Source organism: Marinomonas polaris DSM 16579, from assembly GCF_900129155.1.
Classification (GTDB): domain Bacteria; phylum Pseudomonadota; class Gammaproteobacteria; order Pseudomonadales; family Marinomonadaceae; genus Marinomonas; species Marinomonas polaris.
This window is the reverse complement of sequence record NZ_FQVF01000019.1, coordinates 1-25,413: the sequence shown is the minus strand read 5'-3', so window position 1 is coordinate 25,413 and position 25,413 is coordinate 1. Positions and strand designations below refer to the sequence as shown.

24 protein-coding genes and 1 riboswitch are annotated in these 25,413 nt (G+C 41.4%); of the genes, 14 read left to right on the top strand and 10 right to left on the bottom strand.

Translation table 11 applies throughout. The annotated features are described in order from the left end of the window. Positions 1–25 precede the first annotated feature (25 nt). Positions 26–1,855, top strand: coding sequence for a DUF3413 domain-containing protein (locus BUA59_RS18055; RefSeq protein WP_072841068.1), 1,830 nt, complete (start codon positions 26–28; stop codon positions 1,853–1,855). Between the two features lie 32 nt (positions 1,856–1,887). Here the strand turns inward: BUA59_RS18055 and BUA59_RS18050 are convergent, their stop codons facing one another. From BUA59_RS18050 to BUA59_RS18025, 6 genes are all read right to left on the bottom strand, one after another. Continuing rightward, on the bottom strand, positions 1,888–2,922 hold the full coding sequence (locus tag BUA59_RS18050; RefSeq protein WP_072841143.1) for a glycosyltransferase family 4 protein: 1,035 nt from the start codon (positions 2,920–2,922) through the stop codon (positions 1,888–1,890). Positions 2,923–2,949: 27 nt separating this feature from the next. Next, positions 2,950–3,735: a glycosyltransferase family 2 protein gene (locus tag BUA59_RS18045; RefSeq protein ID WP_012071150.1), complete on the bottom strand. Its 786-nt coding sequence runs from the start codon at positions 3,733–3,735 to the stop codon at positions 2,950–2,952. Further along, complete coding sequence (locus BUA59_RS18040) at positions 3,732–4,664, bottom strand: glycosyltransferase family 9 protein (RefSeq protein ID WP_072841067.1); 933 nt, start codon at positions 4,662–4,664, stop codon at positions 3,732–3,734. Before BUA59_RS18040 ends, BUA59_RS18045 begins: the two co-directional genes overlap by 4 nt. After that, on the bottom strand, positions 4,661–5,665 hold the full coding sequence (waaF, locus tag BUA59_RS18035) for a lipopolysaccharide heptosyltransferase II (RefSeq protein WP_072841066.1): 1,005 nt from the start codon (positions 5,663–5,665) through the stop codon (positions 4,661–4,663). The genes BUA59_RS18040 and waaF overlap by 4 nt, the downstream gene beginning before the upstream one ends. Then, the gene (gene rfaD, locus BUA59_RS18030; RefSeq protein ID WP_072841065.1) at positions 5,658–6,605 is read right to left on the bottom strand and encodes an ADP-glyceromanno-heptose 6-epimerase; all 948 of its coding nucleotides are present in this window, start codon (positions 6,603–6,605) and stop codon (positions 5,658–5,660) included. The genes waaF and rfaD overlap by 8 nt, the downstream gene beginning before the upstream one ends. Positions 6,606–6,678: 73 nt before the next feature. Beyond that, a complete protein-coding gene (locus BUA59_RS18025) occupies positions 6,679–7,827 on the bottom strand; it encodes an AGE family epimerase/isomerase (RefSeq protein ID WP_072841064.1) in 1,149 nt (382 codons plus the stop codon). 96 nt (positions 7,828–7,923) lie between these two features. Here BUA59_RS18025 and hldE point away from each other — a divergent pair, with 96 nt between their 5' ends. From hldE to BUA59_RS17990, 7 genes are all read left to right on the top strand, one after another. Then, positions 7,924–9,351 carry a bifunctional D-glycero-beta-D-manno-heptose-7-phosphate kinase/D-glycero-beta-D-manno-heptose 1-phosphate adenylyltransferase HldE gene (gene hldE / locus BUA59_RS18020; RefSeq protein WP_072841142.1) on the top strand — a complete coding sequence of 476 codons (1,428 nt, stop codon included), beginning with the start codon at positions 7,924–7,926 and terminating at the stop codon, positions 9,349–9,351. Next, positions 9,352–11,142 (top strand): lipid A export permease/ATP-binding protein MsbA, encoded by a 1,791-nt coding sequence (gene msbA, locus BUA59_RS18015; RefSeq protein WP_072841063.1) that lies wholly within the window; start codon positions 9,352–9,354, stop codon positions 11,140–11,142. A 2-nt stretch (positions 11,143–11,144) separates the two neighbouring features. Further along, positions 11,145–12,371 (top strand): 3-deoxy-D-manno-octulosonic acid transferase, encoded by a 1,227-nt coding sequence (locus BUA59_RS18010; RefSeq protein WP_072841062.1) that lies wholly within the window; start codon positions 11,145–11,147, stop codon positions 12,369–12,371. A 22-nt stretch (positions 12,372–12,393) separates the two neighbouring features. Beyond that, positions 12,394–12,513: riboswitch (TPP riboswitch) on the top strand. Positions 12,514–12,592: 79 nt separating this feature from the next. Further along, the gene (gene thiB, locus BUA59_RS18005; RefSeq protein ID WP_072841061.1) at positions 12,593–13,606 is read left to right on the top strand and encodes a thiamine ABC transporter substrate binding subunit; all 1,014 of its coding nucleotides are present in this window, start codon (positions 12,593–12,595) and stop codon (positions 13,604–13,606) included. Beyond that, complete coding sequence (thiP, locus tag BUA59_RS18000) at positions 13,582–15,213, top strand: thiamine/thiamine pyrophosphate ABC transporter permease (RefSeq protein ID WP_245813181.1); 1,632 nt, start codon at positions 13,582–13,584, stop codon at positions 15,211–15,213. The genes thiB and thiP overlap by 25 nt, the downstream gene beginning before the upstream one ends. Beyond that, positions 15,200–15,937: a thiamine ABC transporter ATP-binding protein gene (locus BUA59_RS17995; protein WP_072841060.1), complete on the top strand. Its 738-nt coding sequence runs from the start codon at positions 15,200–15,202 to the stop codon at positions 15,935–15,937. The genes thiP and BUA59_RS17995 overlap by 14 nt, the downstream gene beginning before the upstream one ends. A gap of 53 nt (positions 15,938–15,990) precedes the next feature. Continuing rightward, positions 15,991–16,857, top strand: coding sequence for a DMT family transporter (locus BUA59_RS17990; protein WP_084122531.1), 867 nt, complete (start codon positions 15,991–15,993; stop codon positions 16,855–16,857). On the opposite strand, the gene BUA59_RS17985 is transcribed toward BUA59_RS17990, so the two are convergent. From BUA59_RS17985 to BUA59_RS17975, 3 genes are read right to left on the bottom strand one after another with little or no spacing between them, the layout of a single operon-like run. Beyond that, positions 16,854–17,747, bottom strand: a complete 894-nt coding sequence (locus tag BUA59_RS17985) for a DMT family transporter (RefSeq protein ID WP_072841059.1) — start codon at positions 17,745–17,747, stop codon at positions 16,854–16,856. The genes BUA59_RS17990 and BUA59_RS17985 overlap by 4 nt on opposite strands. A 10-nt stretch (positions 17,748–17,757) precedes the next feature. Further along, positions 17,758–18,654, bottom strand: coding sequence for a DMT family transporter (locus tag BUA59_RS17980; RefSeq protein WP_072841058.1), 897 nt, complete (start codon positions 18,652–18,654; stop codon positions 17,758–17,760). Between the two features lie 57 nt (positions 18,655–18,711). Further along, the gene (locus BUA59_RS17975; RefSeq protein WP_245813180.1) at positions 18,712–19,437 is read right to left on the bottom strand and encodes a MipA/OmpV family protein; all 726 of its coding nucleotides are present in this window, start codon (positions 19,435–19,437) and stop codon (positions 18,712–18,714) included. Positions 19,438–19,704: 267 nt separating this feature from the next. Here BUA59_RS17975 and rpsF point away from each other — a divergent pair, with 267 nt between their 5' ends. The 6 genes from rpsF (at position 19,705) to BUA59_RS17945 (ending at position 24,886) form a co-directional block, all read left to right on the top strand. Continuing rightward, the gene (gene rpsF, locus BUA59_RS17970; protein WP_012071135.1) at positions 19,705–20,109 is read left to right on the top strand and encodes a 30S ribosomal protein S6; all 405 of its coding nucleotides are present in this window, start codon (positions 19,705–19,707) and stop codon (positions 20,107–20,109) included. Positions 20,110–20,132: 23 nt separating this feature from the next. Next, positions 20,133–20,363 carry a 30S ribosomal protein S18 gene (gene rpsR, locus BUA59_RS17965; RefSeq protein WP_012071134.1) on the top strand — a complete coding sequence of 77 codons (231 nt, stop codon included), beginning with the start codon at positions 20,133–20,135 and terminating at the stop codon, positions 20,361–20,363. 21 nt (positions 20,364–20,384) lie between these two features. Beyond that, positions 20,385–21,215, top strand: coding sequence for a hypothetical protein (locus BUA59_RS17960; protein ID WP_072841056.1), 831 nt, complete (start codon positions 20,385–20,387; stop codon positions 21,213–21,215). 52 nt (positions 21,216–21,267) lie between these two features. Next, positions 21,268–21,711, top strand: a complete 444-nt coding sequence (gene rplI, locus BUA59_RS17955; protein WP_012071132.1) for a 50S ribosomal protein L9 — start codon at positions 21,268–21,270, stop codon at positions 21,709–21,711. A gap of 142 nt (positions 21,712–21,853) precedes the next feature. Beyond that, a complete protein-coding gene (dnaB, locus tag BUA59_RS17950; RefSeq protein WP_072841055.1) occupies positions 21,854–23,230 on the top strand; it encodes a replicative DNA helicase in 1,377 nt (458 codons plus the stop codon). 93 nt (positions 23,231–23,323) lie between these two features. Further along, a complete protein-coding gene (locus BUA59_RS17945; protein WP_072841054.1) occupies positions 23,324–24,886 on the top strand; it encodes a methyl-accepting chemotaxis protein in 1,563 nt (520 codons plus the stop codon). A gap of 232 nt (positions 24,887–25,118) precedes the next feature. On the opposite strand, the gene BUA59_RS17940 is transcribed toward BUA59_RS17945, so the two are convergent. After that, the coding region (locus BUA59_RS17940; protein ID WP_139248915.1) for a transposase at positions 25,119–25,413 on the bottom strand (295 nt) is incomplete at its 5' end.

Sequence of the window (25,413 nt, the reverse complement as noted above, 5' to 3'; positions counted from 1 at the left end):
TAAATTAATCTTCTAGGTTTTTATCATGGCTCTTGGTAATAAGCGTTCAGTTTTTGGTTGCTTCCTAATAATAAATATATTTTTTTCTATACTTTTAGCAATAAGGTACTTCTCATTTTTACCTGAATTTCCTACAGATATCTTAGGGTCCTCTTTTATTGTCACGAGTTTAATAGGGCAAATGGCATTATTAGGTGGGATTTTAGGTTTTTTTGCTTTTATATTTATTTTTCTTCCTAGAAAAATATTTTATTTGATTATTAGTTTTTTGGCGTCTGTTTCACTATTTGTGCAACTGATTGATACCTTTGTTTTTGCCCAGTATCGTTTTCATATCAACGAGGTCGTCCTTAAACTTGTATTGTCCGGTGATGTGGTTGATTTTTCCATCGTTACTTGGCTTGTCGCTGCTTTTAGTTTTCTCGTTATATTTTTAATTGAGTATGCTTTACTGCATTTTTTAAGTGCCTATCCAGAAAGAAAACTTAAAAAAAGGTATTTTGTATGTTTTTTTGTTTTATGTTTTTTTGTTAGTAATTTTATTCACATATGGGCTGCAGCAAACGCATACCAGCCTGTTACTATCAGTAAAAGCTATTTGCCTCTATTTCAACCTGCTACTGCAAATGATTGGATGCGAAAACATGGTTGGATTGATGAGAAGGCATTAGAGCAGCAAAAGAAGCTGTCTTTAAAAGTAAGCAGTAACCTTAACTATCCAATTGGAGAGCTGAATACAGTTACTGTCGATAAGCCTGTGAATATTATGTTTTTGGTAGTGGACTCATGGCGTTTTGATACCTTTAATGCTGATAATTCACCTAACATGTGGGCTTATGCTCAAAACGGCGTTTCTTTCGCTAATCACATATCAACAGGGAATGCGACTCGAACAGGTATTTTTGGCCTTTTCTATGGTCTACCTGGGACGTATTGGCAAAGCATGCTATCGAATCAAAGATCTCCCGTTTTTATGGATCGCCTTCAAGCGTTGGATTATCAGCTAGGTATTTTTACTTCTGCTTCTTTGACAGATCCTGAGTTTAATCAAACTGTTTTCGCCAAAGTGAATGGTTTGCGTCTAAGGTCTGAAGGAAGCTCTCCTGCTGAAAGAGATAAAAATCTGACCGAAGATTGGTTGCGGTGGTATCAACATAGAGATAAGTCTAAACCAACCTTCTCGTTTCTTTTTTACGATGCTCCGCATGGCTACGATTTTCCGAAAGATTACGACAAAAAATATGAACCTATGTTGGCGGATGTAAATTACTTAGCTCTTAATAAAGATTCTGATCCTACACCATTTATGAATCGTTATAAAACGAGTGTCCGCTATGTTGATGATTTGGCTAAACAGGTGCTGGATGAGTTGAAGTTAACTGGTGATGCCGAGAATACCCTTGTTATTATTACGGGTGATCATGCCCAAGAGTTGAATGACAATAAACTCAATTATTGGGGGCATAATAGTAATTTTACGGCAGCACAAACTCATGTACCATTTATTATGGTTGGACCTAATATTGGAGTGAAATTAGAAAAAGAAAAGCTAGATTCTATAACGAGCCATGAAGATGTTGTACCTACATTAATGAAAAATTATCTTGGCGTTACTAGTCATCTAAATACTTATTCAGAAGGCATTGATCTTTTAGGTAGTAGTGAAAAGCGAGATTGGGTGCTTTCGTCAAGTTATGCTGCTTATGCCTTGATTACTAATGATAGTATTTTGGAAGTGGGTGCTGGTGGTCAATATAAAATCTATGATTTAACAAATAGAGTAAAAAAAGGTGCAGAGCCTAACTATATCTATTTAAAGGATGCACTAGAAAGTGTTAGTCGATTTAGGAAATAGTTAGGCTTTAAATAACGGTCTGTTTTTGTATATCAGGCCGTTATTTTTTCATAGATGGAAAAATATCTTTCAGCCATTTTTTGTGGCGTATAATTTTCAATTTGTTTTTTGGCTCCCTCGACCAATCTCGTTTGAAGTGCCTTATCACTGGAAAGCTTTATTATGGCGTCTTTGAGTGCAGAACTATCGTTTGCTTCGATTAATATTCCAGTCTCGTTATTAATAACAATGTCTGGAATGCCACCAACATTAGAGGCAATGATAGGCACACCTGCATCCATAACGTCTAACAATGTAGACCCTAAACCCTCATTTCTAGAGGGGAAGGCAAAAAGATCGAAGTAAGGTAAATAGTCACCAATCTTTGGTCTGAATCCCATCCATGTAATATTTTTAATGTCTTTGGATAAAGACTCAAGTTCTTCTTTATCTGCACCATCGCCGAAAAAAACAATATGTAAGTCGGGATGGCTTTTTTCTAATAGGCTAGCAGCTTCAATAAGAACTTTTTGTCCCTTATGTTTATCAACTAATGCACCTACATGGCCAATAATTGTCTTTCCAGGAAAAGCATTTCGAAAGGCTTCGCCTTCTTTGTGATCGGTTTCTAAATGGGCTAAGGTACTAGGGATCTGATTGACTTCTCCCCATTTTTTATCACGAATTTGGTTAGCAATAAGTGTGGATATGCCCACTAATGCAGACGCATTACTGTATGTCTTTTTATTTAACCACTTATCTTTTACGACAGTATCGACTCGTCGAGTAAGTATGTAAGGGGTGTTTCTTAATAGCTTGTGAATATAAGCCCAATGGACAGCTTTGGCTTCATGCGCATGAACGATATCAGCATGAGGAGCTGCATAGTGGCCTGATAACTGGTTATTTGCCGTAACAAAAGACAGGTCCTCGACGTCAGCAAGCCTAGTACGAAGCGGGGAATCTTCTCGACAAGCAAGCAATTGCTTTATTTTAAAGTGCTTTGCTAGGGCTCTTATAAGAAGCTCTGTTTGTCTCTCGCCGCCACGGAAGCCTTTAGCGAGATTGACATGAAGTACTGTTAGCATTTTGCTCAAGGTGTATCGCCTGTTTTGTTACCAGATGTTTTTAAAGTCGTCTTGTTTTGTGACGCTAGGATCGCGTTGATATTCAAGCAGTTTAGCGTATTTGAGATAGCTATTGACCGCCGCACTCAATGCTACTGTCATTCCATCTACGCCACCCATGAATCCCCTTTGAAAAATATACTTACGGATAAAAGCATTTAGGCCGTGAGTAAAAGGAGAGAAGCAATTCGCGCGCTTGCCTTTTGCGTACATGATTTTAGCTGCTCTTCCACTGAAATTACGACCAGGCTTGGCAAATAATTCGCCAATATTTTTAAAGGAATAGTGGATGATATCGGCATCGATATTTTTGACGTTTTTAGTTTGCACGCTGGCGTGTTGTTTAACATCGGCAAAGCGAGTTTTGTCTGTATTGTATAATCGAATGCAGCGGTCAGGGTACCAACCGCAATGCTTGATCCAGCGGTTGCCAATCATATTTTGTCTGCGAAATGAGTAGCCTTCAATGCTGGTAGATTCTAGATCTAGCTGCTGAATGGCTTGTGTCATTTCTGGTGTTAAGCGTTCATCAGCATCTAAGCTTAGTACCCAAGTATTTTGAGTGTGGTTTAGTGCGACATTTTTTTGGATGCCGTCACCTAGATAGGGCTGCTTTACTACGGTTGCGCCTAAGCTCTTAGCGATTTCAATCGTATTATCGGTGCTTCCTGAGTCAACTACGATAATTTCATCGCAGACAGTTTGCATAGACTCTATACAAGCGGCGATATTTTTCTCTTCGTTGAGGGTGATGATATTGCCTGAAATTTTCATGCTTGGCTCTTCAATAAATTAACAGCGTATTCGGTGACGCTTTTGGTGGTAATGGTTTTGATGTCATTTCCTTTTTGTGGGAGCACTTTAACCGACTTTGCATGGCTTAGAAACCACTCAGTATTGGGCTCTCTAAATAGACCTATATATGGTTTTTGCATGCATTGCGCTATGTGAGATGGCCCACAGTCATTTGCTATTGTTAAGTCACAGTGATCGACTAGCTTTGCTATGTCGTTAAGAGGGATATTTACGTGAAGAGATGAGTTTTTGATATTCAGCTCCTGCATGTATTGAATTTCTCTTTTCTCATCTGGCCCTAATAGAATATGGAGATGACAATTTTTTTCTAGTGTATTGGCAATGGATTGTACAGCGCTAATAAAGTTCTCAATTCCCCATTTTTTTCCTTCACCAGCACCGCCACCAGGCATTATAAGTATGTTTAGTTCTGCTCTTTCTAGATTCAAATTGGAGTCTTGTAATAACGCTAAAAAGGGCGCTGCTAGGGCATTCAGTAGGGCGCGCTCATCTCTAATGAAGATTTTTAGATAAGCTAGCGCTCTGTATTCTGTATCACATAAAACGTTATGTTTTTCAGAAGTTAAGTGGATAAGAAAATCATTTTTTACAAAGTCGAAGACTCTCCCACCTTTAATAAATTTATATAAAATGACAGGAAGGCGATTGCTAGGTCTCAAATTAAGCAGGTTGTCACAATGCTTAAGTTTTTTAAGGTCTTCGAGTCTACTTTTTGACTGAATGCATTCTTTTACCCAAGGCAGCTGGTTGTAAATCCATCCGACATTGCTTTTTGATAAAAGAGTCAGGTCTTGATTGCCGTAGTTTTGGAAGAAGAAAAACAGCACCGGAATACTGGTTATTTGAGCTCCAAAATGTGGCCTATTTCTGAGTAATACAAGATTCATTGGGTAATGACTGTCCTTATAATCATGTCAGGAGTCAGTTGATTCTGGCAGTTGGTGTGCTCGAGCGGACAGATTCTTTTAAAGCAAGGAGAGCATTCAAGGTGAAGATTATGAATGGTCTTGTTGCTTGTGAGAGGTGGTGTAAATAATTCGCTTGTAGATCCATAGATTCCATGTACTTCAGTGCCAACGGCTGCTGCAATATGCATTAATCCAGAATCATTACTAACGGCTTTTTCTGCTACCGCCAGTAAATCTATAGCGTCTACCAATTGGGTTTTTCCACAAAGATTTACGGCAAACTCACCTAGGTGGCTAATGATTGCCTCGCCGTCGTTTTGGTCTTTTGGTCCACCTAATACCCAGATTTGATAACCCGCTTCAATGGCGCTTTTGGCTAATTCATGGAAATAAGGGATAGGCCACTGTTTAGAAGGACCAAATTCCGCACCCGCCATAAGAGCGATTGCAGGTCTATTTGATAAGCTGTGTAATTGAAAGAGTTTTTTCTGATTATCTGTGTCAACTCGTAACGCAGGTAACGGGATATCCATAGGTGGATAGGCTAACTCGTTAGGCAATCCTAAAGATGTAAAGCGTTTTACGGTTTGATTTAAAATGCTTTTATCTAGTTTGCGACGCTCATTTAGCAGAATGTAGCGCTGCTCACCAGTAAAGCCGACGCGATGCGTAACCTTAGCAAAAAAGGGTACCAGGGCAGACTTCCATGAACGAGGCATCACGATTGCGTGATCATAGTGTTCTGAACGGAGTGAATGCCCTAGTTTGCGGCGCGTACTGATCCCCCATTCACCATGACCTGTGGGCAAGGTAATTGCGTTACGAACCTCTGGCATTCTAGCCAATATAGGTGATGACCAGTTTGGACCAATGACATCTATGATAGCCTCTTCATCACGCTGTTTTAGCGTAATAAAGAGGCTCTGCGCCATGACCATATCACCAACCCAAGATGGGCCAACAATTAAATATTTAGCCATTCGTATCGAGCCAACCTAAGTAATCTTGAACACCTTGCGCTAGTCCGCGGAAATTTCCTTCATATCCAGCTTTACGAAGCTTGCATATGTCTGCCTCAGTGAAGCTTTGATAAGCCCCTTTTAAGTGTTCAGGGAAGGGAATGTATTCAATTTCGCCTTTTCCATAATGGGCTATAACAGTTTCAGCTATTGTGCGGAAAGGCTCTGCTTTACCTGTACCTAGATTAAAAATACCTGACTTCTCTGGGTTTTCTAGGAACCAAAGTTTGGTATTAACCAAATCTTCAACGTAAATGAAATCACGGCTTTGACCGCCAGCTTCGTAGCCATCGTAAGCGCCAAAAAGCTTTGGATTCTCGCCAGCAAGTACTTGGTTACGAAGGTGGAAAGCCACGCTTGCCATGCTGCCTTTATGTTGCTCACGAGGTCCATACACGTTGAAATAGCGGAAACCAACAATTTGGCTTTTCGCTTTCGGCAAAATAGCGCGAATGTATTGGTCAAATTGGAATTTTGAGTAGGCGTACATGTTAAGTGGCTTTTCGTTTTCACGGGACTCCTGAAAAACGGGGCCAGAACCATAAACAGAAGCTGAAGACGCATAGGAAAATGGTGCATCATGTTTTAAACAAAAATCTAGTACCGCTTTTGAATATTGATAATTCACGTCCATAACATACTTACCGTTCCACTCTGTGGTTGCTGAGCAAGCACCTTCATGGAAAACGGCAATAGGGTTAATGCCTAATGTATCGTTCTTAATAGCATCCAAGAAGTCATACATATCCATGTAATCAGCAATATCAAGATCGGACAGGTTTAGACATTTTTTACCGTCCGTCAAATCATCTACCAAAAGGATATTCTTGATGCCTTTGTTGTTTAAGGCCTTGATGATATTACTGCCAATGAATCCGGCACCACCAGTTACTATATACATAATATATTTGTCCTAATATCTAAGGTTTTGCCTTTGCTAAGTTTACGTATAAGCCTAAGCCAGTAAGCTAAAACTAGAAAGAGCCCAGAAAACCGTTGTTTGCTTTTGCCCATGCTATCACTTCTGTCAGGCCGAGAAAAATATGATAGCTGCTGGTTCCGGGAAGCGGATAGTTTTTTGGTGTGTTGTCTTCGTTAAGGTATTCATTCCAACGGCCGTTTGGTAGAAAATAGTGCTGCTGAGCAAAGTTGATGCATTTCTCTAAACGGTCGATTTTCTCTTCTTTGCCAATCGGCATTACTGTGACTGCTTTTAAATATTCGGTAATCGGCCAGATACGTTTTTCTTTATCAATGGGGTGCTTGGTATCTCCATCTATTTGATTATAAATGCCGCCATTGTTGGCTAGTCCATGTCTGGTTGCTGTTAGCCATAGTTGTTGTGCTAAGTCAGTATAGTCGGAGTTAGGGATTATTTTATTTGCTTGGTAAAGCAACCAGACCCATTCGAAGTGATGCCCAGGTTCTACTTGATTGCCTGTTTGAGGGTCAATACTCCAATCAGCACTAAAAAACTCACGTAGTGTCTTCGTTTCTTTGTGATAAAAACGTTCAAGTGCTAATGAAAGTAGAGATTGGATAGCCTCTTTATAATCGTCATCGTTAGTTGTATTAAAAGCAGCAACATAACCTTCTAGTAAGTGCATGTGTGGGTTTTGGCGACGAATTTGGCTTGTATCGACAGGATAGGATTCATAAAAACCACCTGATAGGGCTCGCATATTATCTAATAAAAAGAGATGCGTTTTTTTCATAAAAATAAGAGCGCGATCATCTTTTGTTACTCTGTAATAATGGCTAAAAGACAGTAATACGAAAGCAAGAGCATATGCGTCTGATTGTGTGTCTTTGATTGAAAGATCGTCATGCAACGAAAAAATCCAGCGTTCATCGATAAAATAATGAGAAGTGATGAAGTCGAAAAGCGGGGTTAGCTTCACTTGCCACTCTGGCATGTTTTTGATCTGGCAGGCATGACTAAAAGTATATAGCTGACGACATTGAGTTAATAAACGAACACGGCCAACACTATTGTTGGTCCAGTCATGGTTCATGCTTTCATAACTATAGCCATCTTCCTTGTTGATACCATAACAAGACCAATTGTTTAAAAGTTCATCAAATAAGAACGATTGGCTAGATAATAGAGCGGAATTCAGCATTGTGTAAAAGCCTTATTTCGTATGTTTTAGGTATGTCCAACTTGGTGTGGGAGTATGATAAGATGAGTGTCTCTAAAAATCGATTATTATGTGCCTATGAACTCTTCGTATTTGAATTTTAAAGATAAACACATCCTTGTTGTTGGGGATGTGATGTTAGATCGCTACTGGCATGGTGGCACCTCGCGTATTTCTCCTGAAGCTCCGGTTCAAGTCGTTAAGGTTTCCAGTATTGAAGATCGCCCCGGTGGTGCCGCAAACGTAGCACTTGGTTTGGCTAAATTAGGTGTATCTGTAACGTTAGTAGGTGTAGTCGGCAACGATGAAAATGCTGATGTTTTGTCTCGTTGCCTAGAAGAGGTAGGGGTGACTTGTCGTTTTGTTCGCTCAGAAACCTTACCAACCATCACTAAATTGCGTGTGATGAGTCGTCATCAACAACTTATTCGTTTGGATTTTGAAGAGCGTGAAGACAGTCTTTCTCAAAATGAAGCATTGGCAAAAGTCGTCGAGGAGTGTTTGCCTGAATCTGATGCTGTCATTTTTTCTGACTATGCAAAAGGCTGCCTTGCTGATGTTCAGTCTTTGATTAAATTATCAAATGCGGCGAAAGTGCCTAGTTTTGTTGACCCTAAAGGTAATGACTTCTCAATCTATCAAGGAGCAACCTTAGTTAAGCCGAACCTTCTTGAGTTCGAAATGATAGTGGGTAAATGCCGCTCAACGAAAGAGTTGGAAGAAAAAGCCAAAGCTCTGCGCGAGCAATTTGGCTGGAAAGCATTATTGGTCACTCGTGGTGAAGACGGTTTGATTTTATTGAGTGATGATAAACCTCCTTTTTCATTGGCGACGGCTGCCAAAGAGGTGTTTGATGTTACGGGCGCTGGTGATACCGTTGTTGCAGTTTTGACTGCGGTTTATGTTACGAGTAAGCGTTTTATTGATGCTGTTGAATACGCTAACCAAGCAGCGGGTTATGTCGTTGGAAAACTGGGTACGGCATCAATCAGTGCTGAGCGACTAGACGCCATCATGTTTCAGCGTTCACATAACACAAACTTTGGCGTGCTTTCTCCAGAAGACCTGCTTGAGCAAATTAAACTGGCGCAGATGAATGGTGAAAAGATTGTTTTTACGAATGGTTGTTTCGATATTCTTCATCCTGGACATATTGCTTACATGAAGCAGGCCAAAGCGCTTGGAGATCGTTTAATTGTTGCCGTCAATACCGATGCATCAGTTAAGCGACTCAAAGGTGAAAAACGTCCAATTAATAACTTGATTCACCGTATGTCTGTGCTTGAAGGCGTGGGCTCTATTGACTGGGTAACTTGGTTCGACGAAGACACACCAAAAGAAATTATTGAATTCTTAACGCCTGATGTTTTGGTTAAAGGTGGGGATTACACCATAGAAACAATTGTTGGTGCTGATCATGTCTTAGCTCATGGAGGGGAAGTGAAAGTTTTGACTTTTGTTGATGGTTACTCAACTACCTCTATCATCGAAAAAGCGAATTTATAAATGCAAGATAAAGAAAATATAGAAATCGAAACTCCGGCTCCCAAAGTGCCTGTTTCTGGGATGCAAAACTATTTTCGTCTTTTGGGTTATGTGCGCTCATCTTGGTTGTATTTGGTTCTTAGTATAATAGGTTATGTCATTTATGCTTCGATGGAGCCAGCTTTAGCTGCTTTACTAAAGCATATTGTAGATATTGTTTCTGTAGGGCAAATATCAGATAGTCGTCTATTAATACCTTTGGCTATTCTGGGGGTTTTTATTGCTCGAGGGATAGGTACCTTCTTGGGTAACTACTTTATGGCGAAAGTCGCCAATAATGTAGTGTTTGATTTACGTACCAGCATGTTTAATAAGCTCGTACTCTTACCTTCTAATTATTATCATTCTATTCCTACTGGACGACTTCTCGCTAAGCTGACATACGATACTGAACAAGTCATTGGCTCTATTACTCAGGCAATACGTGTTCTTTTGCGTGAAGGCCTAACAGTTGTTGGTTTGTTAGGCTATATGATCTATATGAACTGGCGCCTTTCTTTATTGTTTTTATTGGTTGTGCCTTTAATTGGCTTAATTGTTTCTTATGCATCTAAGCGTTTTCGCAAACTGAGTACTAGAATTCAAAATGCGATGGGTGGTGTTACTGATGTGGCATCAGAAGCGATTAAAGGTCATGAAGTGGTTAAAATATTTGGCGGTAGCCAGTATGAAATATCGCGTTTCCATAAGGCTGCGAATGAAAACCGTCGTTCTCAGTTAAAAATGGAAATGACTAAATCTCTTAATATTCCGATTGTGCAGTTCATTCTTGCGCTGATGATGGCGATTTTAATTTGGTTTGCCTTGAGTCCTTCGATCAGTTCTCATATGTCTCCAGGGGATTTTATCGCTTTCCTGACTGCCGCTGGTATGTTGGGTAAGCCTATTCGTCAGCTGACTGATGTAAACAGTATTTTGCAAAAAGGTATTGCTGCTTCTTATAGTATTTTTGATTTCTTGGATTTGCCAGAAGAGGTTGATAAAGGATTAACACCTGCAACCCGATTTAAGGGGGATATTGAGTGGGATAATATGTCCTTTAAATACACTGGTGCTGAGAAACAGACATTAAAAAATATTAGTTTGTCTTTGCCAGCTGGAAAAACTTTGGCGTTAGTAGGGCGTTCAGGTAGTGGTAAATCTACGATAGCGAACTTAATTCCGCGTTTTTATGATATTGATGATGGTTCCTTGAGTATAGATGGCGTTCGTATCAATGATTATAAGTTGACTGAGCTGCGCTCTAATATCGCTTTGGTAAATCAACAAGTTGTACTTTTCAATGGCACGATTCGAGATAATATCGCCTACGGTTATTTGCGTGATACCAGTGTAGAAGATGTCATTGAAGCAGCTAAAGCGGCCAATGCTTGGGACTTTATTCAAGAGCTTGATCATGGTCTAGATACCATGGTTGGCGAGAATGGTGTTCTCTTGTCAGGTGGTCAGCGACAGCGTATTGCGATAGCTAGAGCTATCTTGAAAAATGCGCCTATTTTGATTTTGGATGAAGCAACGTCAGCATTGGATACGGAATCAGAGCGAGCAATTCAGACTGCCCTAGATGGTCTAATGGCGAATCGTACCACTATCGCTATTGCCCATCGATTATCGACCATTGAGAATGCCGATATTATTGCGGTTGTGGATCATGGTGAGATCATTGAACAAGGCTCGCACAGTGAGTTGTTAGCGATGAATGGTGCTTATGCGCAGCTTCATAATCAGCAATTCAGCGAGACACCAGCTTAATTATGTGGCTGTACCGTTCTTTACTAGTCTTATTAACGCCGGTTATTTTATCTAAAATACGGCGTTTTAAGAAAACTTATCAGGACTATCGTGCTAAAGAAGCGTTTGGCTTTTGGCCTTCTGTTGAAGCGGATTTATGGATTCATTGTGCGTCTGTGGGCGAAGTGCTTGCTGTACGCCCGTTAGTGCTTCAATGGCGTGAAAAATACCCTACACAGCGATTATTAATTACCACTATGACACCGACGGGTGCAGAGCAAGTAGTAAAAACCTTTCCTTTTGCAGAGCATCGATACTTACCAATGGACTGGCGTTCAAGTGTTAAAAGGGCGCTAAGAAAATTGACCTGTAAGCATTTATTAATTGTTGAAACCGAACTTTGGCCTAACTTGTTGCAATTGACTAAGCAGCGAGGTCTACGTGTTGAAGTGGTGAATGCCCGTTTGAGTGATCGTTCTTTCCTGCGCTATCAGAAGTTTTCAGCTATCTCGCGCCCCTTATTTGCTTTACCGGATTGTTTTTTGGCGCATGCACAAGCTGATGCAGTGCGCTTTGAAGCGTTGGGAGCAAAAAAAGTATTAGTGACAGGAAGTATTAAATTCGATCTTGCTGTGCCGCCTGAAGTATTTCAAGTTAACTGGCGTCGACAGTTAGGTTCAAGGTTTGTCTGGGTGGGAGGAAGTACTCACCAAGGTGAAGATGAAATGCTATTGCGCGTTCATAAGGCGCTGCTACAAAAATATCCAGATGCGTTATTGGTACTGGTTCCTCGTCATCCTGAACGCTTCGAAGCAGTACAAGCTTTAGCTATGCAGTCTTTTGAGCGAGTTGCTCTTCGTACTCAAACGGCACTCGATCAATGGGCTAACTTTGATGTGGTGATTGGCGACTCCATGGGTGAGTTGATGTATTACTATCAAGCATCTGATATGGCTTTTGTTGGTGGCAGTTTGATTAAACGCGGTGGCCACAATCCAATTGAGCCCGCCTTGCTTGGAAAGGCAATTTTAGTTGGACCTTATACCTTTAATTTTATGGATATTACTGAACAACTTTTGCAGGTCAATGGCGCTATTCGTTGTCAAGACGAAGCGCAATTGACAAAAGTAGTTGTGGATCTTGCGGGGCAATCTTCTCAGCGGTTCCGTCTCGGTCAAACTGCGTTGCGTTTTGCGGAAAAAAATCAAGGTGCAGTCACCAGAGTGCTTGCTGAAATAGACTTCCGTTGATCGACTCTTTACAATAAACGCTCATTATCTCATGGGGTGCTTTAGCATTTAGTAAATGTTAGAGCTGAGAAGCAGATTGTCTGCTAACCCACCGAACCTGATCCAGATCATGCTGGCGTAGGAATCGAGATAGCAAGTTGAACTGCCGACATATATAGTAGCTCAAAAATCATCCTTGCCATTTCCCCTGTACGCCGCTCACTTATTTTAGGAGCGACACTTTGAAACCATTTTTGTTAAGCACTCTTTTTTCTGCGGCTGTTATTAGTCTTGGCGTAGCTTTTTCGCCTGTAACATTAGCCAAAGATACTCTGAATATCTATACCTATGATGCGTTTGCATCCGACTGGGGCCCAGGCCCGAAGATAAAAGCTAATTTCGAAAAAGAATGTGCCTGTGAAGTGAATTTTGTCGCATTGGACTCTTCGGTTGGTATTTTGTCCCGCGCGCAATTAGAAGGGAAATCGTCACAAGCTGATGTACTTTTGGGGTTAGACCTAAATCTAATGGAAGCCGCAAAACAGACAGGCCTATTGGCGAACCATGCTGTTGATACTTCAGCTGTCACTATTGCTGGTGGTTGGTCGGATAAAACCTTCGTGCCATTTGATCAAGGTCACTTCGCTTTTATTTACAATTCTGAAACGCTTCAAAGTCCGCCAACTAGTTTGAAAGAAGTGGTGGATAATCAAAACCTGCGTGTTATTTATCAGGATCCAAGAACGAGCACGCCAGGGCTTGGTCTGTTGTTATGGGTGAAATCTGTTTATGGCGATAATGCTGCTGATGCATGGGGGCGTTTGGCTTCTCATACCGTGACAGTAACGAAAAGTTGGTCCGACGGCTATGGTTTATTTTTGAAAGGCGAAGCGGATGTTGTGTTGAGCTACACCACATCTCCTGCTTATCACATTGTTGCGGAAGGGGATAATAAGTATAAAGCTGCTGCAGCCAGTGAAGGCCTTTATCCACAAATCGAAGTGGCAGCGATGATGAAAGGTGCGCCTCATCCTGCCTTGGCGAAGCAGTTTATGCAGTTTATTTTGCAGCCAGGTTTCCAATCGACAGTTGCAACGGGCAATTGGATGTTACCCGTGGTTAAGCTAGATGAAAAATTACCAGCGGCTTTTGACAGTGCTTTAAAACCGGTAAAGAGTTTGGTTCTGCCGGCAAAAGACGTGGCACAACATCGTAAAGCTTGGATTGATGAGTGGTTAAATGCCACGACTCGATAATCGACGTTAAGTTGTTTTTCTTTCGAACCGTCAAAGGGTTATTGCCGGCGCTATTAGGTGTTGGTTTTTTCCTGCTAATGGGAGCTGCCAGTTTGGCGGCTCTTTTGCGTTATAGCGAATTACACTCTTGGCTTGGCTATATGCAGCAGCCTTATCTTTGGCGGGTTGTACGCTTTTCCTTATGGCAAGCGCTGCTAAGCAGTGGTATTAGCTTACTTATTGCTATTCCTGTTGCTTCTTGTCTTATTCATCGCCAGTTTTATGGCCGATCTGCTTTACTGCAATTGTTTTCAGTTTCCATGGTGGTGCCAACCATTGTGGCGATTTTAGGCTTGGTGGTTGTCTATGGTCGTACCGGGTGGCTGAATCAGTTGTTTGGGGTACAAATTCCCTTGTATGGTTTGGTGGGGATCTTGCTTGCCCATGTGTTTTTTAATATGCCGCTGGCCGTGCGCCTTTTATTGCAAGGTTATGACTTAATTCCATCAGGGCAGTGGCGTCAGGCTTCGCAACTTGGGTTTTCTCGTTGGGCAGCTTTTCGCTGGATTGAATGGCACTACATGAAAAAGGTTCTACCTGGAGCATTTGTGCTGATTTTTATGTTGTGCTTCTCTAGCTTTGCTGTGGTGTTAAGCTTAGGTGGCGGCCCAAAATATAGTACTTTGGAAGTGGCTATTTATCAGGCGCTTAGATTTGATTTTGATCTAAATAAAGCCAGTTTTTTAGCTTTGCTGCAGGTATCAATATGTACTTTATTCGCAGTTATTGTTTATCGGATCGCACCGATTAACCGTCAAGATGTGAGTTTATTAGCGGTAAAGAGTTATTTACTTAAAGATTCTTTTTGGGCTAAGTCGGCAGATTACTTGGCCTTACTATGTGCGTTTGTATTGGTTATTCCGCCTTTTTTAGCGATTTTTGATCCGATTTTCTCACCTGTTTTTTTCAAGACATTACAGTCTGTTGCTTTGTGGAATGCTGTGCTTGTTTCATTGCAAATTGCTATTCCAGCGGCTCTGGTAAGTTTGCTGCTTGGTGTCTGTTTTGGTGTGCTGGCGCGGTTTTGTATGGCGCGTCAGTATTTTGCTTTTTTGCCGAATAAAATCGAGCATCTAGGGAATATGATTTTAATGGTGCCGGGTTTGGTGATTGCCACTGGCTTGTTTTTGACTTTGCGTGATTTTGGCTGGGGGTTGCAGTCGAGTTATTGGATTGTTGTGTGGGTCAATGCGGTTATGGCGCTGCCTTTTGTGCTGCGAGCTTTGATGCCAGTAATGTACCAACAAGAGCGGCGCTTTCGAAATGTATATTTAAGCTTGGGGATTCAGTCTTGGTCGCGCTGGTGTCTTGAGTGGCCGTTGATTCGACCAAGTGTTGCGCAAGCGTTAGGTTATGCTCTTCTGCTGTCTTTGGGTGACATGGGGGTGATTGCTTTATTTGGTAGTCAGGGTTTAGTGTCTTTGCCACTGTATTTATTTCAATTGATTGGCTCTTATCGGTTGGAAGAGGGGGCTTGTGTTGCTGTGGTATTAATTTCTCTATGCTTGATCTTGTTTTATTGTTCGTCTCGCTTTATTGGTGGAGTAACAGCACGTGTTAAAAATTAACCTTCAATATGATTGGGAGAATTTTCATGCCAATTATTGTGTGGAGATTTCCCCTGGTGTCACCACTTTACTTGGTGGCAGTGGTGAAGGAAAAAGTACGCTATTGCATTTATTGGGTGGCTTTTTAGACGGCCGTGGAGAGCTTTTTTTCAACGAAGAATCACTGCTTTCTTTACCCCCTTACGAAAGGCCAATATCGACCTTATTTCAAAGTGATAATTTATTTCCGCAATTAACCGTCTGGCAAAATGTCGCCATTGGTTTGTCTCCTTCTCTCTCTTTAAGCGGTGAGCAAAAAACAAGAATTCAGTGGGCGCTTGAAAAAACACAGCTTGTTGATAAAAAAGACCGCTATCCACAGGCTTTGTCTGGCGGGCAAGCCCAGAGGGTCGCTATTGCACGGGCATTGGTACGAAAAAAACCTATCCTGTTACTCGATGAACCTTTTAGTGCTTTGGATCCTGCCTTACGAGAAGAAATGCTCTACTTGGTCAATAATGTAACGCTAGAATTGGGATTAACCACCTTGTTGGTATCGCATTTGCCGCAAGAAGCGAGTTTGGTCGGCGGACGAGTTATCTTGATTGAGCATGGTCGTGTTACAGCTTATGAACCCGTATCTGTTTTATCTCAAATCGAGCCTCATCCGCTTTTTTCTCGTTACCTTGGAATGCCTAGTTCTGGATTGCCGAGCGCTGAAGGAGCTAATAGCTCGACAATCTAGCTTGATTGAGTTAAACAGTCTTCCTGCTTCACTTACATAGAAAGAGCGATTTAGTGTTAGATGATAACGAGTTATTAAAGAAAGGCATTGTGATGACAATCGCTTATGCGTTTGTTATGTCGCTTACTGCACTGGCAGCCAAACAGGCTCAAACCATGATCGCGGTATCAACCCTAGTTTTTTGGCAGAGTTTATTTTGTGCCTTAATACTTCTACCCCAAATGCGCGGACGTTGGCAAAAACGATCGCTTTCTGTGTGGAAAATTCACTTTTTGCGCAGTTTTGGTGGCTTCATTGGTTTTCTTTTTTATTATTGGTCGTTGAATCATATTCCTTTGGTGGAAGCTTCTTTACTTCGAACCTGCGCGCCATTGTGTGTTCCTTTTGTGGTGCTAATACTGCATAAAATCAGAATTCCAAAGGCGCGTTGGTTACCGCTTATAATTGGTTTTATTGGTGTGGCATTTGTTATTCAGCCTACGCCGGACCACTTAAATCCTTGGCATATTGTTGGTTTTATTTCTGCTATTGGCTTGGCCTTGTCTATGGTGACAACGCGAATGCTGTCTCAGCAGGTATCAGGTCAAGAAACCTTGTTTGTGTATTTTTTGGTGTCGACAATATTGTCTCTACCTTTGATGTTAGTGCAGGGTGATTCTTTGGTTTTACCTATTGCTGTATGGCCTCTGGTGGCTGCGGTCACCATCACTTTGTATGTAGGTATGTACCTTTATAATTTGGCTTATACCTATGCGCCAGCAAGTGTTGTTTCTCCCGTTAGTTATGTTGGTGTGGTGTTTAGTGGGTTTTGGGGATGGGTTGTCTGGGGCCATGTCCCTGACATTTACGCCATTCTTGGAATGTTGTTTATTTTTTCAAGCATTTTGATTAGTACCCGAATGGCGCGAAATAGAGGCTAGGCCGTTCGCAGCTTTTTTTTGTTTAGTATTGTCGCCACAAATATTCCTGAAAAAATTAATGTTATACCGACGTAATGGAAGCTAAGCAGTTGTTCGCCTAGGAATATCACTGATAGGCCGATACTGAATACTGGGAGGAGGTGGATAAAGTGTCCTGCGGTTGCCGCACCGAGTTTCTGTACGCCAGTATTCCAGCATAAAAAAGCCCCAATTGAAGCAAATAGCCCCATATAAATGATGGCGCCCCAGTTACTTACTGTGAAGTCAGTTAGTTGACTATGTCCAAATAGGAAGAATAGTGGAGCCTGAAACAAGGTTCCTATAATTGCTGTGCAGGCAAAGAAACCAATCAAAGACATTTCTTTCGGGCGTTTTGCAATGAGTACCGAATAAATAGCCCAGCTAATAGCCGCCGTAATAATCCATAAGTCGCCTTGTGAGAAACTTAAGTGTAAAAAGGTTTCTAAACTGCCGCGGCTAACGATGGTAATTGCACCAAGGGTGGAAATGAGTATGCCAGTATTCTGTAACCAAGATGTTTTATTTCCCAACAGTAGACGAGCTGTAATTAGTATCATTACCGGCATGATGGAATTGAGTAGTACTGCATTGGTGACTGTTGTGGTACTGAGCCCTATATAAAGGAAAAGATTGTAATTGCAAATGCCAAGCCAGCCAAAAAGAACAAGCAAAGGCCAGTTTTTTGCGATAATACTTCGTTCTCGCCAAAGCTTCTTATAAGCAAAAGGCAAAATGATTAGGCAGGCAAGGCTCCAGCGTAAGAAAGATATTGAAAACGGGTCTATTCCATTGGAAACGGTTAATCGTCCTAAAATGTAATTGCCTGACCAGAAAAAAATAGGCAGTAATAGGTAGATGAATGCTGGCATTTTTTTGTCCTTATTGTTTTTTTCTTTTTGCCCAGTTTTGAATAAATAGGCCAACTAGAATACAAGCTAAACCAATGAGTGTGGAACGTAAGATAGGTTCACCTGCGAATTGTGAAAGCCAGATAATTGATAGCAATGGGGATAGAAATATTAAGTTCGCTACTTGGCTGGCATTAGTTGTTAGTTTTAATGCTCTATTCCACAATACAAAACTTAGTCCCATTTCAAATAAACCAATATAAATTGCGCCCCATAATCCATCATTATTCCAGTGGTTTAGTTCACCTGTTACGCCTGCAAATATCGTGATTAAGGGGAGTGCAAAGGCAAAATTAAGCGTTAGGCCGATTAAACTGGGGCGTTTGTCTTTTGTGTTCAATAACCAATAAAGAGCCCAGATAATAGTACTTAGAAGGGCGAAGGCAACACCTGTGACGTTTGAAAACTCTAGTGACGCTATCTGGCCGCGAGTAGATATATAAAGTACGCCAAAATAGCACGCCGCAGCTGCGATATAGTCCGCGCTTTTTATGCGTTGTTTGAGTATTGGGACGGCCATAAAGCTAAGCATAATGGCCCAAGTATAATTTATCGCTTGTGCCTCTTGTGCTGGAAGCATGTTGTAAGCTTGAAGTAATATTAGGTAATAAAGAAAGGGGTTGATTGCGCCAAAAAATAAAGATGATTTCCATGATTGCTTGGCGAAGCTAATTAATTGCTTTGTTTCACCCTTTAATGCAATCAGGGTTGTTAAAAAAATCAATGAGACGATGTTCGCAACAAGCAATAACTGTGTGGGCGAGAAGTACTTGAGTGATATAGAAAACGCAGTGGCAACGGTCGACCAAAGTAACACGGCCCCAAGGCCAAACAGCATGGCTTGGGTGTTGTTGGAAAATTTACTCATGACTTATTATTCCGAAAACTCAGATTTACCTGTGATGCGATATTTATGTTGTATCTATTAAAATGAAAAGATAATACCAGCTAGAATAGATGTGATCGTATTGTCCTCTACAATAGGGCTTTTTAAAATTTCACTATCGAATTTAGTGTGATTGATGCCTAACATCAGATTTACACTTGTTGAAAGTGGATAAATGCCTCTTACCCCATATCTGATTTGAGAAACGGCACCTGAATCGTATGCAGCGATAGCACCACCAGTATTTACTGATTCGCTTTGAGAGACACCAAATAAGTGGTTGCTCATTTTACTGTCCATGTAGCGATATGATATGGAAGGGATGACCTTCCATGCGCCGACAGGAAGTGGATATCCTAAGGCGATTTGTGCATAGTAGCCATCATGTTCACCGCTAATATCTTGAGCAAATTTTGTTGAAATCGGCCCCACTCGATAACTGGCAAAAGCCATGATGCTGTCATCTCTATCATCTAGTTGTTGGATGTTTATATTATCTGAGTCGTCAGGGTCAAAGTTTGAACTTTCGTAAGAAAAGCCGATAGCAAAGTTTTGTGGTGCTTGTTTGGGTAAAAAACGATAACCAATTTCAGGTAATTGAAGGAAAAAGTGTTCACCTTCATAACTTATGTTGGGAAGGAATTTAGATTGAGTATCTGTCTCTTTGTACACGGATTCTGATACAGCACCAATGATGCCTAAGCTACCATCAGCTTGAGCAATAATAGGTGTGGATAGCAATAATGCTAAAAATGCTTTTTTCATGATGTCCATATCCGTGGGGTAGAGTGAATTATGAAGAATCTAATTCTATTGTCTTTAATTGAGCCTGTAAAATAACCAAAGTAAAATAGGTTTTATTTTTACTGTTTTAGACTAAGAAGGGTGATGCGAGTATTACTTTGGTTGATTTCGTTTACTTATTGTTCACTAGTGCTATATAATGCGCGTCCCTGTAAATCAATACTCCTTGTCTCACAGCTTTTTTAACAGGGGGAGCGTGGAGACTAAGAACCCATAAGGAGAGCTTAAATGCGTCATTATGAAATCGTCTTTCTGGTTCACCCAGATCAAAGCGAGCAAGTACCAGCAATGGTCGAGCGTTACACTAACCTAATCACTGAAGATGGTGGTCAAGTTCACCGTCTTGAAGATTGGGGCCGTCGTCAACTAGCTTACCCAATTAACAAAATTCACAAAGCACACTATGTTCTTATGAACATTGAGTGTTCTGACAGTGTTTTGTCTGAACTAAACGACACTTTCCGCTACAACGATGCCATCATCCGTAACTTGGTGATTCGTCGTAAAGAAGCGGTAACTGACGTATCTCCTATTAAAGCTTCTGAAGGTCGTGAAGATCGTCGTTCTGCTCCTCAACGTGAAGAGCGTAACCACGACAATTCTGACGAAGTATCTGAAGAATCTGAAGATTAATCTATTTTTATTAGGAGACACTCATGGCTCGTTTTTTCCGTCGTCGTAAGTTCTGCCGTTTTACAGCAGAAGGCGTTAAAGAGATCGATTACAAAGATCTAGACACACTGAAAGGTTATATCACTGAAACTGGTAAAATCGTACCTAGCCGTATTACTGGCACTAAGGCTCGTTACCAGCGTCAGCTAGCGACTGCAATCAAACGCGCTCGCTACATTGCTATTCTTCCTTACACTGACAGCCACTTTAATTAATAGGCTTAAAGAAGCGCTTTTATGGGTGGTTTAGCTAAATGGGTAATGAAAAAACGCTTGAATGCCATTATTGGTGTGATGGTGTTTGGTCTAATTCCTATGATGTTTTGGCTGGCGGCTGCAATCTTAGGATTGGTGGTGCTTCGTAAAGGTGTAAAAGAAGGAATACCTGTATTAGCTTGGGGTTGTCTACCAGCACTTGTGTTGTGGATGTTCCAAGGAGATGCTACGGCGCTCATGGTATTAGTTGATGTGATGTTGTTGAGCTATTTGCTTAGATCAACAATGTCATGGAGTTGGGTGCTACTAGTCGGCAGCTTTTTGGCGGTTATTAGTACTCTGCTTCAGCCTCTTTTGATGGCAGATATTTTGAATTTGGCGGTAACGTTGGTTCAGAGTGTTTTGACGAAAGAAGGTGTTGAAGTTCCTGATAAAAATTTAATTTTTAACCAGGCGGTGATGGCTATATCCATCTTCCAAGTGGTCATTGCTATTATTTCTTTGTTTTTGGCAAGAAAATGGCAAGCAGGGCTCTATAATCCAGGCGGATTACGTACTGAATTTCATCAGTTAAGACTGCCAATAGTGTTTAGTTTGGTGTTGGGTGGAATGATTCTAATAGGTGAAAGCCTAGGTGGATCTTTTATTGTTCTTTCTCAAGCCGCTGTACCTGCTTTGGTGTTGCCGGGGCTCGCTCTAGTGCATGGTGTTTTAGCAAAAAAAGAAATTGGGATTGTTGGACTGATCGCATTTTATCTTGTAGGTTTTTTTGTCCTGAATGTGTACTTTGCAAATATTCTTGTCGCACTTTGTGTGATTGATAGCTTTGTAGATATTCGTTCTAGAATATAAGGTAAGGCGTCCAACTCAAGTGATAGCTAATGATTAATTAGAGGTGATCGAGATGGAAGTTATTCTACTCGACAAAGTAAACAAGCTAGGCGGTATTGGTGACGTTGCTGTTGTTAAACCAGGCTATGCTCGTAACTTTTTGATTCCGAACAAAAAAGCTGTAATGGCTACTAAAGCTAACTTGGCTAGCTTTGAAGAGCGCCGTGTTGAACTTGAAGCGCAAGCTGCAGAGCGTAAAGCTGCTGCTGAAGCTCGTGCTTTAACGCTAGAAGGCAAAACTTTCACTATCGCTGCAAATGCTGGTGATGAGGGTAAGCTTTTTGGTTCTATCGGTACTCGTGACATCGCTGATGCTATTTCTACGCAAGTAGCTGTAGAGAAAGCTGAAATCCGTCTTCCAGAAGGCGCGATTCGTCACACAGGTTCTTTCGAAGTAGACGTTCAACTTCATTCTGAAGTTATTGTAACGGTTACTTTAGAAGTAATCGCTGAGTAATTTGCTTCGGTAAATTACTTAAGAAAGATGCGAGTCTTTCTTAAATAAGAGAAGGGTATCTTGCTTTGCAAGATGCCCTTTTTTTGTTGGCGTGATAAGCTAATCTTTCTGTATTTTTTCTGTATTTGTATGGGTATTTTGCGTGCAACTAAATGATTCTGAAGTCGCTTCTATTAAATTACCACCGTATTCCATTGAGGCTGAGCGTTCAGTTGTTGGCGGGTTGATGTTGGATCCCCAAGCTTGGGAGAAAGTCTCCGAGCTTGTTATTGCTGATGATTTTTATCGTCCAGAGCATAAGGCAATTTTTACCGTTATTGCTCGTCTAGCTGACGAATCAGAACCTATTGATGTGGTTACCATTGGTGAGCGATTAGATAAGCGTGGCGATCTAGAATCTATTGGTGGTATGGCATATTTAATTGAGGTTGCTGAAGCCACGCCAAGTGCCTCCAACATCGCTTCCTATGCTGATATCGTTCGTGAGCGTTCTATTTTGCGCCGTCTTATTTCTACAACAAACGATATATCTGCGCGAGCTTTTCACCCAGAAGGTATGACTGCTGCTGAAGTATTGGATGAAGCTGAGCGAAAAATATTTCAAATAGCTGAGGGTGGAGAGAAAAAAGGCGGCCCGCGAATTGCCGCAGATATTTTAAGTGCCACCGTCGATAAAATTGATGAGCTGTACCATCAAGAAGGTGCCATTACAGGTTTAAGTACGGGCTTTACTGATTTAGATGCTATGACGGCAGGGTTGCAGAAGTCGGATTTGATTATTGTGGCAGGGCGACCTTCCATGGGTAAAACGACCTTTGCGATGAACTTGGTAGAAAATGCCGCCATGATTAGTGATAAGCCCGTTATTGTATTCAGTTTGGAGATGCCTGCTGAATCACTCATGATGCGTATGTTGTCTTCCCTTGGTCGAATCGATCAGACTCGAATGCGTTCTGGGCAACTGGTTCAGGAAGACTGGGATAAGTTAATGTCTGCGGTAAAAATGCTAAAAGATCGCAAGCTCTTTATTGATGATACTGGTGGTATTAGCCCAACAGAAATGCGCTCACGTGTGCGACGTATTGCTCGTGAACACGGTGGTGTTGCAATGATCATGGTCGATTACCTTCAGTTGATGCAAATTCCAGGTTTCACTGAAGGTCGTACCAATGAGATCTCTGAAATCTCTCGTTCTCTTAAGGCTATAGCCAAAGAAATGGAATGCCCTATGGTGGCGCTTTCTCAGCTCAACCGTAGTTTGGAGAATCGACCCAATAAGCGCCCAGTTAACTCTGATTTGCGTGAATCTGGGGCAATTGAGCAGGATGCCGATGTTATTTCCTTTGTATATCGAGATGAGGTTTATCACGAAGATACACCGCATAAAGGTATTGCTGAAATTATTATCGGTAAGCAGCGTAATGGTCCAATTGGTACATGCCGATTGGCATTTGTGGGTAAATATACTCGCTTTGAAGATTTAGCGCCGGATGCTTACCGAGACTTTGATGATGAATAAGTCAATGTGATATATTTTTAGGGTATATTTACAAATAGTAACAATCCAGCATACGTGATAAAAATAACTAATATAAAAAATCGAGAGTTGTTTATGCGAAAAATGCCAGTAACAAATAAAGAAAATGATTTTCCCGAAAGCTACGTGTTAGTTTCCAGTACAGATGTGAAGGGACGCATTACGTTTGTGAATGATGTTTTCTGTGAGATAGCAGGTTATAAGCGTGAAGCTCTGATTGGCTCGCCACATAATATTATCCGTCACCCTGATGTGCCAGCAGCGGTTTTTGCTGATATGTGGGCCAATTTGAAACAGGGTAAGAGTTGGATGGGGTTGGTAAAAAACCGCTGTGAAAATGGAGATCATTACTGGGTAAGTGCTCATGTAAGTCCGCTATTAGATGGCAGTAAAGTGATTGGTTATGAATCTGTTCGCCGCAAAGCAACGCGAGATGAAATTCAACATGCTCAGTCTATTTATGATCGTATTAATGCGGGAAAAGGTTTGTTACCAATAACGACCAAGGTATCTGCGCATTTAAGCAATGCTTCTTGGCCTTTAATGTCCAGTTTTATTTTATTGGCCATTATTGGTTTATTGTCTAACGTATTAGCTTTGCAAGTTGCTGGGCCTATTTTGGCTTTGTTCGGGATGTGGTTAACCTATTTCCAGGCTCAGTCTTTGCACTCGGTTGTCTCTGGCTTATCGTCCGAGTCACATAACCCAATAGGTCAGTATTTATACTGTAAAACGGTTGGAACCAAAGCCGCGATCAAGTTTGCAAAAATTCATCAAGAAGCGGCTGGTAATACTTTTCGCTATCGCCTAAAAGAGGGTGCTCAACAGCTTCGTCAAAGAGCATCGGATGCGAAAGCCAGTGTGACAACGAATTTGGTCAATTTCAATAAGCAACGAAATACCTTTCAGGAAGTGGTTGCGGCGAGTTCTCAACTCTTGTCTAGTGTGACTGATGTTGCAGAGCATGTTCATGTGGCGGTTGAGGCAACTGAGTCTGTCGGTGGATTATCTCGTGAGAGTCGTTTGTTGGCTCAGCAAACGGGTGAGACTATGCGTCAGGTTTATCAAGACATTTCGGATGCTAAAAAAGTTGTCGCGATATTAGCTGAACGCAGTGATAGCATTAACGAAGTGGTTAATTCTATTAGTGGTATTGCTGAGCAAACAAATCTGTTGGCGTTGAATGCGGCCATTGAGTCTGCTCGTGCGGGTGAAGCTGGGCGTGGTTTTGCGGTGGTTGCGGATGAGGTTCGAGCATTGGCAATTCGCACTCAGAATGCCACACAAAGTATTCATAGCATGACGGAAGAGCTGAAGAAAAACACTTTAGATGTAACAAATACTATTGATAAAGGCACAGCGGTTGCACAAGAAGGTGTTGATAGCGTTAATAAAGTGGCTCAGAAAATGGGTGATATAGAAGCGGCTATAAAACGTGTTGTAGAGATGACGGCACAGATCAATGTATCCTCTGAAGAGCAAGCTAGTGTAGCTAGAGATCTTAATGAAAAGATGCAAGATGTCGACGCATTAAGTATTAACAGTATTGAGCGCGCGGAAAATATAGTCGTCAATATTAGTCATATTGAAGAAGAAGCTTATGAGCAAGGGAACCTTGCTGAGCGCATGAAACAGTAATGCATTAATAAAATGATTTTTTAGGTCGCGCGTTAGTGCGTCAAGTTTGTTGTAGGTCGTGCTTTAGCGCGTCAAGGGTTTTGGTTTGGTTTAACTAGGCTTTTGATGGCCTGAAGGCTGACCTACACGTGGTTGGTTTTGTGTTATCGGGCTTATGACGGCCTGAAGGCCGACCTACATGTGGTTGGTTTTCTGTAGATACCATCTCTCCTAATCAGCCTCAAGTTTTTATTTAACTAACTTGAGGCTGATATTCTGTTTGATTCTTAACAACACCAAAACATATTTGTGACAACTTTCTCATCGCTGCACCTAGCGCCTGCATTTTTGTTTTGCCTTGTTTTAGTAATCTCGTTTTCTGCGCTTTTATATCGGTATTATGTTGCCCAGCTACGATTGCGGCCATATACAACTTCGCTCTGATATAGCCTGGCCCTTCCTTACTCAAGGTTGTTTTTCCTGCCCGTTTACCAGATTCGTTGTGCTTGGGGATCAAGCCTAAATAAGAAGCCAGCTGTTTCGCGCTC

Excerpts from the sequence above, each read along its gene's own strand:
- BUA59_RS17960 (WP_072841056.1), top strand. The coding sequence starts at position 20,385 with ATGGGTGGTTTAGCTAAATGGGTAATGAAAAAACGCTTGAATGCCATT.
- hldE (WP_072841142.1), top strand. The coding sequence starts at position 7,924 with ATGAACTCTTCGTATTTGAATTTTAAAGATAAACACATCCTTGTTGTT.
- BUA59_RS17975 (WP_245813180.1), bottom strand. The coding sequence starts at position 19,437 with ATGAAAAAAGCATTTTTAGCATTATTGCTATCCACACCTATTATTGCT.
- rpsF (WP_012071135.1), top strand. The coding sequence starts at position 19,705 with ATGCGTCATTATGAAATCGTCTTTCTGGTTCACCCAGATCAAAGCGAG.
- rfaD (WP_072841065.1), bottom strand. The coding sequence starts at position 6,605 with ATGTATATAGTAACTGGTGGTGCCGGATTCATTGGCAGTAATATCATC.
- rplI (WP_012071132.1), top strand. The coding sequence starts at position 21,268 with ATGGAAGTTATTCTACTCGACAAAGTAAACAAGCTAGGCGGTATTGGT.
- BUA59_RS18050 (WP_072841143.1), bottom strand. The coding sequence starts at position 2,922 with ATGCTAACAGTACTTCATGTCAATCTCGCTAAAGGCTTCCGTGGCGGC.
- BUA59_RS17945 (WP_072841054.1), top strand. The coding sequence starts at position 23,324 with ATGCGAAAAATGCCAGTAACAAATAAAGAAAATGATTTTCCCGAAAGC.
- BUA59_RS18055 (WP_072841068.1), top strand. The coding sequence starts at position 26 with ATGGCTCTTGGTAATAAGCGTTCAGTTTTTGGTTGCTTCCTAATAATA.
- BUA59_RS18045 (WP_012071150.1), bottom strand. The coding sequence starts at position 3,735 with ATGAAAATTTCAGGCAATATCATCACCCTCAACGAAGAGAAAAATATC.
- waaF (WP_072841066.1), bottom strand. The coding sequence starts at position 5,665 with ATGGCTAAATATTTAATTGTTGGCCCATCTTGGGTTGGTGATATGGTC.
- BUA59_RS18025 (WP_072841064.1), bottom strand. The coding sequence starts at position 7,827 with ATGCTGAATTCCGCTCTATTATCTAGCCAATCGTTCTTATTTGATGAA.
- BUA59_RS17980 (WP_072841058.1), bottom strand. The coding sequence starts at position 18,654 with ATGAGTAAATTTTCCAACAACACCCAAGCCATGCTGTTTGGCCTTGGG.
- msbA (WP_072841063.1), top strand. The coding sequence starts at position 9,352 with ATGCAAGATAAAGAAAATATAGAAATCGAAACTCCGGCTCCCAAAGTG.
- BUA59_RS18040 (WP_072841067.1), bottom strand. The coding sequence starts at position 4,664 with ATGAATCTTGTATTACTCAGAAATAGGCCACATTTTGGAGCTCAAATA.
- BUA59_RS17985 (WP_072841059.1), bottom strand. The coding sequence starts at position 17,747 with ATGCCAGCATTCATCTACCTATTACTGCCTATTTTTTTCTGGTCAGGC.
- rpsR (WP_012071134.1), top strand. The coding sequence starts at position 20,133 with ATGGCTCGTTTTTTCCGTCGTCGTAAGTTCTGCCGTTTTACAGCAGAA.
- BUA59_RS18010 (WP_072841062.1), top strand. The coding sequence starts at position 11,145 with ATGTGGCTGTACCGTTCTTTACTAGTCTTATTAACGCCGGTTATTTTA.